Source organism: Streptomyces sp. NPDC058632 (assembly GCF_042717095.1).
GTDB lineage: Bacteria > Actinomycetota > Actinomycetes > Streptomycetales > Streptomycetaceae > Streptomyces.
In genome coordinates this window covers 49,525-58,906 of the sequence record NZ_JBHXQZ010000050.1, presented here as the reverse complement: position 1 = coordinate 58,906, position 9,382 = coordinate 49,525, and the positions used below count along the sequence as shown (strand labels likewise).

The window sequence follows — 9,382 nt, the reverse complement described above, 5'->3', positions numbered from 1 at the left end:
GGCCCCGGCCGTTCCCTGGGCCGGGAGCGCCGCCGTGCCGGACAGCCGGTACAGCGCCTGGAGCAGCCGCTCCAGGCGCGCCGAGCAGGCGTGTTCCAGGGCCAGGGTGCCGGAGACCCAGGCCAGCTCCGGGCGCATCGCCTCGGACCAGCCGGGGTCCAGGACCGCCTGGAAGGTGTGCAGGCTGCCGCTGATCCGGCGGGCCGACCGGCGCAGCGCGAGCGCCGCTTCGACGGAACCCTCCGAGGCCGCGCCCGCCCCCGCCTCCCGGTGGAGGCGCAGCGCGCGGAGGAACTCGGTGGCCTGGGCCCGTAGATAGCCCGCCAGGGCCTCCACGGACACCGGACCGGTCGTCGGGCCGGTGGTCGGCCCGGTGGTCAGGCCGGTCTTCGGGCCGGTTTTCGAACCGGTCCCCGGGTCCGTCGGGTCAAGGTGTTGCTGTGCCACGCCGGCGCCTCCGGGCGTCTATGAGCATCTCCTGGACATGTCGCAGGGGCTGGCCGTCCGCGTCCGTCGCGTGCCGGGTCCACTCGCCGTCCGGGCCGAGGTGCCAGGACGTGGTCCTGTCGGACATACCGGACTCCAGCAGCCGGTTCAAGGACGCCCGGTGGGCGGGGTCGGTGACCCTGACCAGCGCCTCGATACGGCGGTCCAGATTGCGGTGCATCATGTCCGCGCTGCCGAACCACACCTCGGGCTCGCCTCCGTTGCCGAAGGAGAAGATGCGGGAGTGTTCGAGGAAGCGGCCGAGCACGGAACGGACCCGGATGTTCTCCGACAGCCCCTCGACGCCCGGCCGGATCGCGCAGATGCCGCGCACCCACACGTCCACCGGAACGCCCGCCTGCGAGGCCCGGTACAGGGCGTCGATGATCGCCTCGTCCACCATCGAGTTGACCTTGATGCGGACGTACGCGGGACGCCCGGCGCGGTGGTGCTGGGCCTCCTTGTTGATCCGGGAGACCAGCCCGTCGCGCAGGGACTTGGGGGCGACCAGCAGCCGCCGGTACGTCTCGCGGCGCGAGTAGCCGGAGAGGCGGTTGAACAGGTCCGAGAGGTCCGCGCCGACCTGCGGGTCGGCGGTGAGCAGGCCGAGGTCCTCGTACAGCCGGGCCGTCTTCGGGTGGTAGTTGCCCGTGCCGACGTGGCTGTAGCGCCGGAGCGTCTCGCCCTCCTGGCGGACGACCAGGGACAGCTTGCAGTGGGTCTTCAGGCCGACCAGGCCGTACACGACGTGGCAGCCGGACTCCTCCAGCTTGCGCGCCCACTTGATGTTGGCGGACTCGTCGAAGCGGGCCTTGATCTCGACCAGGACGAGGACCTGCTTGCCGGACTCGGCCGCGTCGATGAGCGCGTCGACGATCGGGGAGTCGCCGGACGTCCGGTACAGGGTCTGCTTGATCGCGAGGACGTCCGGATCGGCCGCCGCCTGTTCCAGGAAGGCCTGCACGGACGTGGAGAACGAGTCGTACGGGTGGTGCAGCAGGACGTCCCGGCTGCGCAGCGCGGCGAAGACGTCCGCCGCGGACGCCGACTCGACCTCGGCGAGATCGCGGTGCGTGCCGGCGATGAACGACCGGTACTTCAGCTCCGGCCGGTCGATTCCGTGGATCCGGAACAGACCGGTGAGGTCGAGCGGCCCCGGCAGCGGGTACACCTCGGCCTCGCTGATCTTCAGCTCGCGCACCAGGAGGTCCAGGACGTCGCGGTCGATGTTCTCCTCGACCTCGAGACGCACCGGCGGCCCGAAGCGGCGCCGCATGAGCTCCTTCTCCAGGGCCTGGAGCAGGTTCTCGGTGTCGTCCTCCTCGACCTCCAGGTCCTCGTTGCGGGTGAGCCGGAAGGCGTGGTGCTGGAGCACCTCCATGCCCGGGAACAGCTCCTCCAGGTGGGCGGCGATGACGTCCTCGACGGGGACGTAACGGCCCGGGGAGCTCTCCAGGAAGCGGGAGAGCAGCGGCGGCACCTTCACCCGGGCGAAGTGCCGGTGACCCGTGACCGGGTTGCGCACGATCACGGCCAGGTTCAGCGACAGGCCCGATATGTACGGGAAGGGGTGCGCCGGGTCGACCGCCAGGGGGGTCAGCACGGGGAAGATCTGGTGGCGGAAGAGGGTGAACAGGCGGGCCTGCTCCTTCTCCGTCAGCTCGCTCCAGCGGACCAGGTGGATGCCCGCGTCCGCCAGCCCGGGGAGGACGTCCTCGTGGAAGCAGGCGGCGTGCCGTGCCATCAGCTCGCGCGAACGGGCCCAGATCATCTCCAGCACCTCACGGGGCTGGAGGCCGGAGGCGGAGCGGGTGGCGACACCGGTGGCGATACGGCGCTTCAGGCCGGCCACCCGGACCATGAAGAACTCGTCCAGGTTGCTGGCGAAGATCGCGAGGAAGTTGGCCCGCTCGAGGAGGGGCGTGTTCGGGTCCTCGGCAAGCTCCAGAACCCGTTCGTTGAAGGCGAGCCAGCTGCGCTCCCGGTCGAGGAACCTGCCCTGGGGCAGCGGCTCGCCGCCCGTCTCCGCCTCCTCGTACGCGTCGAGATCCGAATCGAGGTCGGGTTCCAGGTCGGAGACCGTCCCGGCCACGGTGTGCGGCCGGTGTGCGGCGATCGAGCCCACGGAGGGCTGCGCGTGTTGTACCTGACCCGGGGCTTCGGCGCCGCTTTTGGCATTCGACTGGCTCATGGATCCATTGTTCCGCGCCATGAGCCTCACAAGCGCGTCGGAGTGCGCGGGCGGCAGGGATCGTGCCCCTGGGGCGTCCCCGTTCCCCCTGTGGGGCGGCGGCGGCTCTGGCGCGGCGGGATTCATTCGCCGAGCGTCGCAAGACTGTCTGAATCACTGGTTACGGAGACATGACGTGCGGGATAGCGGGGGGCGGCCCGCGGGGGGCGGGGCGGGCGCGCGGAGGCCGCTCCCCGGCGTGCGGGCCGGGCGCCTGCACGCCGGTGGGGGTGCCGCACCGGCCGGATGCCCTTGGGGCGACCGTATGCGCTGGGTGGAGGGAAGGGGTGGTGGGGGGTGCGGCGGGGTGTGCGTGAGGGCCCGGGCGCTTGCGCGGCGAGGGTGTGCGAGGGCTTGGGGCGGGGTGGGGGGAGAGCTCGGGGGCGAAGGGCTCGGGCTGGTGCCTGGGCGAGGGCAGGGGTGGTGGGGGTCTGGGTGGTGGTGCGGCAGAGGTGCGCGGAGGGCTTCGGAGGGTGCGGAGGGCTGGGCGGGGCTTGGGCGAGCGGGTGGGAGCCGTCCGGGAATCCGCGCCCGTGGTCTCCTGGGGGCTCTGCGGCACAGGGCCTCCGCTCGGCGTCGCTTTCCCGGAGACGGCGGGACGGAGGCGGAGGGCCGGAGACGGCGGGACGGAGTCGGGGGACCGGGGACGAGCCCCCGGCAGTCGTGGACGACCGGGCCGCGCGGGCACTTCGGGGCGTCGAGCGCGGCGGGCGCGGTGGGGGCCCGCGGAGGGCCGACCCGGCATGGCGGCCGGGGAGGTGGGGGAGAGGGGCCGGCGGCGGGCTCGAGGTCCGGCCGGGACCGTGTGAACCGATCCGCGGGGCTCGTCCGATGAGGGGGCGTGAGCGAAACGAGAAGCGACGGTGAGCTGCTGCGTGCCGTTGCCGAGGACGCCGACCGGCGCGCCTTCGAGGAGCTGTACCGGCGCTACGCCCCGTGGCTGACCGCCCGGATGCGCAGCCGGTGCGCCGACGCCGGGATCGTCGACGACGTCGTCCAGGAGACGTTCCTCGCGGTGTGGCGGGGGACGGCCCGGTACCGGGAGGACGCGGCGGGCGCGGTCGGCGGGGCTCGTGGGGACGCCGCCGGGTGGCTGTGGCGGATCGCCTCGCGCCGGCTGATCGACGCGCTGCGCGGTGCCGGGGCGCGCGGCCGGCTGCGGCAGACACTGGCCCGGCTGCGGCACCGGGACGAGATCTCGGCGGAGGAACGCGTGCTCGCGGGGGTGGAGCACGGGGACCTGGCCGGCGCGCTGGTCCGGCTGTCGCCGGAGCTGCGCGCGGTGCTCCAGGCCACCGTCGTCGACGGGCTGACCACCCGCGAGGCGGCCGTACTGCTCGGCATACCGGCGGGGACGGTCAAGACGCGGGCGATGCGGGCCCGCAAGCAACTGCGGGAGGCACTGGCATGACGGACGACTCGACGGACGGCGTGGCCGCAGGAGTGGCGGGCGGCGCCGCCGCTGGCGCGGCGGAAGGGGCGCATGGTGGCGCGGCCGGGGGCGGCCCGCGGTGGCATGTGCCGGCGGAGGATCTGCGGGCGTACGCGCGCGGTGAGCTGGCGGCGCCCATGCTGTGGTCCGCCGACACCCACCTCACCACCTGCGCGCACTGCCGGGGCGTCCTCGTCGGGGCCGGGGACCCCGTCGTGCTCGACGCGGGCTGGGAACGGCTCGACGCCGAGCTGGACGCGCCCCGGCCGGGGTTCCTGGAGTCCCTGCTGCTGCGCCTCGGCATCGCCGACCACACCGTGCGCCTCCTCGCGGCCACGCCGGTACTGCGCCGGTCCTGGCTGGGCGCGGTCGTCGCCGTGCTGCTGCTGACCGTGGCCGCGGGGCATTCCGGCGTGGTCGCCGGTTCGCCCACCCTCTTCCTCGCCCTCGCCCCGCTGCTGCCGCTCGTCGGGGTCGCGCTGTCGTACGGGCCCGTGCTGGACCCGACGTACGAGATGGCGGTGGTCTCCCCGACCCACGGGTTCCGGCTGCTGATGATCCGCACGGTGGCGGTGCTCGGCGCCGTGCTCGGTCTCAACGGCCTGGCGACGCTCGCCCTGCCCGGGTACGGCGCGGCCGCGCTGGCGTGGCTGCTGCCCGCCCTCGCGCTCACCGCGACCGGCCTCGCGCTGACGGCCCGCCTGGGGCCGGTGCTGGCACCGTCCCTCGTCGGCGGCGGCTGGGTCGCGCTGCTGCTCGTCGCGCGGGCGGGCCGGGGGGCCGTGACCGACCCGCTCGCCCCGTTCACCGCGGCCGGGCAGGGGGTGTCGGCGCTGGTCGCCGTCCTCGCCGCCGGGCTGCTCTTCCTGTTCCGCGACCGTTTCGACCTCAGCCGGGCGGGTGGCACGGGCGGCGCCGGCACGGCCTGAAGGCCGCCTTCGCCGTTCGCCGTTCGCCGTTCGCCGTTCGTCGTTCTCCGTTCGCCTTCGCCGTCTGTGACGTCTCGTCCTGTCCGTTTCCTCTCCTTCTCCACTTCTTCCACTTCCTCCACGACCTGTACGGGAGTTCTGCATGATCCCGACCGTCTCCGCCTCCGGGCTGAGTCTCCGCTTCGGCGGCACCCGGGCCCTCGACGGCGTGTCGCTGCGGCTGTCCACCGGTGTCACCGGGCTGCTCGGGCCCAACGGTGCGGGCAAGACCACCCTGTTGAGGGTGCTCGCCACCGCCGTACCGGCCGACCGGGGCGCGTTCACGGTGCTCGGCCACGACCCCGGCACCTCGCGCGGCCGTCAGGAGGTCCGGCGCCGCCTCGGCTATCTGCCGCAGGCACCCGGTTTCCATCCCGACTTCACCGCCTTCGAGTTCGTCGACTACGTGGCGATCCTCAAGGAGCTGACCGACCGCACCGCCCGGCACCGCGAGGTGCGGCGCCTCCTGGACGAGGTCGGGCTCACCGACGTGCGCGGCAAGCGGCTGCGGAAGCTGTCCGGCGGGATGCGCCAGCGGACCGCCCTCGCCGCGGCCCTGGTGGGCGACCCCGCCTTCCTCGTCCTCGACGAGCCGACCGTCGGACTGGACCCCGAACAGCGCATGCGGTTCCGCGAGTCGATCGCGCGGGCCGGTGAGGGGCGGACCGTTCTCCTGTCCACCCACCAGACCGAGGACGTGGCGATGCTCTGCAACCGGGTGGTGGTCCTGGCCGCCGGCGGCGTCCGCTTCGACGGCACCCCCGCCGAACTGACCGCACGGGCCGACGGACGGGTGTGGAGCAGCGCCGAACGCGCCCCCGGCGCGCGGGCGGGGTGGCGCACCGGCCTGGGCACCTTCCGCAACGTGGGCGATCCGCCCGACGGCGTCGATCTCCTCGAACCCACCCTGGAGGACGGCTACCTGCTCACCCTCGACGGCGTCGGTGGCGTCGGTGGCACCGGTGCGGAGGCGGCGGCATGACCACGACGACCACCGCGGCCGTGACCCCGCCCGCGGCGACCGCGCCGGACGGTCCGGGCACGTCCTGGGCGGCCGTGTTCGCCCTGGCCCGCTTCGAGGCGCGCGGACTGCTGACCCGGCTGCCGGTGCTCGTCGCCTTCGCCGTGTACACCGGCTGGACGGTGTGGCGGACCCGCACCTCCTTCGAGGGCTTCCCCGCCCTCCAGGACGCCGACCGCGCCACCCAGACCGCGCCCCTGCTCGTGGGACTCGCGGTGCTGCTCTGTGCCAACCAGGCCGTGCTGCGTTCGCGGCGGTACGACACCGAGCGGCACTTCGCCGTGCTGGTGCTGCCGCCGTGGCGCCGTACCGTCGCACACCTGCTGTCCCTTCTGCCGGCGGTGCTGCTCGTCGCGGTGTGCGTGGGCGGGCAGTTCGGATGGGAGGCGCTCAAGCCCGGGGCGATCGGCAACGGTTCGCCGGGCGAACTGCTCGTCGGGCCGCTGTCCGTGCTGCTGCTCGGGGCGTTCGGGGTGCTGCTCGCCCGGCTGTTCGCCTCCGCCTTCGCGGCGCCGCTGCTGCTCGTCGTCCTGGTCTTCCTCGCCATGTTCAGCACGGCGCCGCGGGAGGGCGACGCGACCCGGTGGCTGATGCCGGTGGTCGGCGAGTACGGTTCCAGGAGCCTGCCGTCCGAGCTGCTCGGCCGCCCGGCCGCCTGGCACGCCCTCTACCTCGCCGGGCTCGCGCTGAGCGCGGCGCTGGTGGCGGTGCTGGTCTCCGGTGAGGGCTTCGGGCCCGCCGGCGGACGGGGCGTGCGAGGCCGGTTCCTCGGCAACCGGAGTGTTCACGCCGGACTCGCCGGTGCGGTGGCGCTGACGCTGCTGGGTGCGGTGATGCAGACGGGAGGGGTGTCGGCACAGACGGAGAAGGCCCGTACGCGGTACTCGACCGTCCCGCAGGAGCTGCAGAAGTGCGTCGAACGGGACGGCACGTCGTACTGCGCCTTCCCGGAGTGGACCCCGCGCACCGGTGACTGGGCCGAGGTCGTGGACCGGGTGCGCTCCCTCGCGGGTGACGCCGTGCGGGACCGGTCGCTCGTCGTACGGCAGCGGGTCGAGGCGCGCTACGGACTGAGCGGCGACGCGGCGATGACCCCGCTGGCCGGCCCGGACGAGGTGAGCGTCGGTACGAGGTGGGGCGGCAACCGCGTCCCGGAGTTCGCCGTCGCCGTGGCCGGTGTGCTGGTCACCGGCAGGGAGGCGAGGGTGGGCGCGATGTGTGACGGCCGGCTCGTCACCGTGATGTGGCTGGCGCTGGCCGGCCGGCCCGACCCGCTGTCCGACCTGAGCGGCATCCGCCTCGACGACAGTACGTCCGGTTCGGCGGTCGTCGTCTCGGAGACGGAGCCGCTGTACATGACCGCCGCGCACACCGAACTCGTCCGCGAACTGCTGGACCTGCCGCGGGAGGAGGCCGGCGCGAAGGTCCGGGCGAACTGGGCCGGGCTGACGTCCCCGGAGGTGACGACGGACCGCACCGCCGAACTGCTGGGTCTGGACGCGCCGGAGGAGGCGGACGAGTGCCTGGAGTGAGCAAAGGCAGCCCGGGCCTGTGGCGCGCGCTGGTGCGGCCGGTCGCGCGGACGGTGCCGTGGCGGGCGCTCGGAGCGGCGGGCGGACTCGGGCTGCTGTTCGCCACCGCGCCCCGGCTGGTGGGGGAGGACGCGACCGATCGGCTGGCGCTGAACATGCTGCGGGTGTCCGCCCTCGCCTTCGCGCTCGGCGCGGCCTTCCTGCTGGACGACCCGGCCCGGCACACCACCGCCGCCGTACCGGCCCGGCGTGCCGTGAGGCACACCCTGCGGCTCGCCCTCGTCGTCCCGGTCGCGGCCTCGTGGTGGACGGCCGCGCTGCTGCTGGTCCCGGCGGGCATACGTCCCCCGGTCGCCGGCGTCACCCTCGAAGCGGCGGCGACCCTCGCCCTCGCCCTGGCGGGAGCGGCGTTCGCCGTCCGCCGGTCGGACAGCACGCGGCCGGGGCAGGCCGTCGCGGGTGCCTTGTCCGCTTCGGCGGTGCCGGCGTCCCTGCTGTGGCCGGAACGCTGGGCGCTGTTCGTGGCACCGGACGACGAGAGGTGGGCGGCCGCCCACGACCGCTGGACGGTGCTGCTGTGCGCGGCCCTGGCGGTGTGGGCGGTGTGCGGGGCGGAACCGGTACGGAGAGGGCGGGGGCGAGCGGCCCTGCGGTCGCTGAGGTCCTGAGCCGCGGGCCTCCGGCCCCTCAAGGCCCTCACCGCTCTTACCGGCCCCCGGCCCTCAGGTCTCGGCGCGGTACATGAGGTCCGTCTCGTGGGTGAGGAAGCCCAGCCGCTCGTAGACGGCCACCGCCGCCTTGTTGTCGGCGTCGACGTACAGCATCGCGGTGGGCAGCCCCAGCTCCGCGAGGTGCCGCAGCCCGATCGTCGTGAGGGACGTGCCGAGCCCGCCGCCCTGGGCCTGCGGGCTCACCCCGAGGACGTACACCTCGCCGAGGCCCTCCGCCCGGTGCGCCTTGGTCCAGTGGAAGCCGACGAGGCGGCCGTCCCGCTCGGCGAGGAAGAAGCCCTCGGGGTCGAACCACGGCTCGGCCTTGCGGTCGTCGAGGTCGCGCTGGGTGAGGGAGCCCTGTTCGGGGTGGTGGGCGAACGCGGCGGCGTTCAGCGCGAGCCACGCGGCGTCGTCCTGACCGGGGACGAAGGTGCGCACGGTCACGCCCTCGGGGAGCACCGGGTCGGGCAGGTTCAGGTCGGCCAACGGCCGCCGCATCTGACGCAGTTCGCGGAACAGGGTGAGTCCGAGGACCTGGGCGAGGTGCCGGGCGGCGGAGTGGCCGCCGTGCGCCCAGACGCGCAGCCGCTTGCCGGAGGCGGCGAGCAGCGCGGACCCGAGCGTCCGCCCGTGTCCCTGCCCCCGGAGCGACGGGTGCACGACGAGTTCGGCGGCCGGGGGCTCGACCGGATCGGTGTCCTCCAGTTGGGCGTAGCCGACGAGTTCACCGTCGCCGGCCCCGTCGCCTTCGCCCGTGAGGGAGAGCAGCAGATGCGAGACACCCGCCCGCTCCCCGCCGCGCAACTGCAACCGCCCCTGCTCGGACACCGCCTGCTGTCCGTCGGTCCCGGCGGCCTCGTCCAGCAGGGCGAGGACCGCCTCGACCTGCTCCGGGGAGAGCACGGAGTACGTCCGAAGCGAGCGGGTGCGGCCGGAGCGTGCGATGTTGTCGCTGGTCATGCGTACGAGGGTAAGCCGAGCCCGCCGAAAACGGACGGGA

General features: G+C 74.2%; 8 protein-coding genes. 5 read left to right on the top strand and 3 right to left on the bottom strand.

The annotated features are described in order from the left end of the window. Positions 1-447 (bottom strand): CHAD domain-containing protein (locus tag ACFWVE_RS20265; RefSeq protein ID WP_384015810.1); only part of this gene is annotated, 447 nt, incomplete at its 3' end. Continuing rightward, entirely contained in the window at positions 428-2,803 is a 2,376-nt protein-coding gene (locus tag ACFWVE_RS20260; protein WP_384015808.1) for an RNA degradosome polyphosphate kinase, read from the bottom strand. The genes ACFWVE_RS20260 and ACFWVE_RS20265, both read right to left, overlap by 20 nt. Before the next feature lie 754 nt (positions 2,804-3,557). Between ACFWVE_RS20260 and ACFWVE_RS20255 the strand changes: the two genes are divergently transcribed. The 5 genes from ACFWVE_RS20255 to ACFWVE_RS20235 all read left to right on the top strand — a co-directional run bounded on the left by ACFWVE_RS20255 (position 3,558) and on the right by ACFWVE_RS20235 (position 8,337). After that, the gene (locus ACFWVE_RS20255; RefSeq protein WP_384015806.1) at positions 3,558-4,127 is read left to right on the top strand and encodes an RNA polymerase sigma factor; all 570 of its coding nucleotides are present in this window, start codon (positions 3,558-3,560) and stop codon (positions 4,125-4,127) included. After that, positions 4,124-5,077, top strand: a complete 954-nt coding sequence (locus ACFWVE_RS20250; protein ID WP_384015804.1) for a zf-HC2 domain-containing protein — start codon at positions 4,124-4,126, stop codon at positions 5,075-5,077. Before ACFWVE_RS20255 ends, ACFWVE_RS20250 begins: the two co-directional genes overlap by 4 nt. A gap of 142 nt (positions 5,078-5,219) precedes the next feature. Further along, positions 5,220-6,098, top strand: a complete 879-nt coding sequence (locus tag ACFWVE_RS20245; protein ID WP_384015802.1) for an ABC transporter ATP-binding protein — start codon at positions 5,220-5,222, stop codon at positions 6,096-6,098. Then, the gene (locus ACFWVE_RS20240) at positions 6,095-7,669 is read left to right on the top strand and encodes an ABC transporter permease (RefSeq protein WP_384015800.1); all 1,575 of its coding nucleotides are present in this window, start codon (positions 6,095-6,097) and stop codon (positions 7,667-7,669) included. Before ACFWVE_RS20245 ends, ACFWVE_RS20240 begins: the two co-directional genes overlap by 4 nt. Further along, positions 7,666-8,337 (top strand): ABC transporter, encoded by a 672-nt coding sequence (locus ACFWVE_RS20235; RefSeq protein ID WP_384015798.1) that lies wholly within the window; start codon positions 7,666-7,668, stop codon positions 8,335-8,337. The genes ACFWVE_RS20240 and ACFWVE_RS20235 overlap by 4 nt, the downstream gene beginning before the upstream one ends. Before the next feature lie 54 nt (positions 8,338-8,391). Here the strand turns inward: ACFWVE_RS20235 and mshD are convergent, their stop codons facing one another. Then, positions 8,392-9,342 (bottom strand): mycothiol synthase, encoded by a 951-nt coding sequence (mshD, locus tag ACFWVE_RS20230; RefSeq protein WP_384015796.1) that lies wholly within the window; start codon positions 9,340-9,342, stop codon positions 8,392-8,394. Positions 9,343-9,382 lie beyond the last annotated feature (40 nt).

Coding starts and splice junctions, on each gene's coding strand:
- mshD (WP_384015796.1), bottom strand. CDS start 9,342: ATGACCAGCGACAACATCGCACGCTCCGGCCGCACCCGCTCGCTTCGG.
- ACFWVE_RS20260 (WP_384015808.1), bottom strand. CDS start 2,803: ATGAATCCCGCCGCGCCAGAGCCGCCGCCGCCCCACAGGGGGAACGGG.
- ACFWVE_RS20250 (WP_384015804.1), top strand. CDS start 4,124: ATGACGGACGACTCGACGGACGGCGTGGCCGCAGGAGTGGCGGGCGGC.
- ACFWVE_RS20240 (WP_384015800.1), top strand. CDS start 6,095: ATGACCACGACGACCACCGCGGCCGTGACCCCGCCCGCGGCGACCGCG.
- ACFWVE_RS20245 (WP_384015802.1), top strand. CDS start 5,220: ATGATCCCGACCGTCTCCGCCTCCGGGCTGAGTCTCCGCTTCGGCGGC.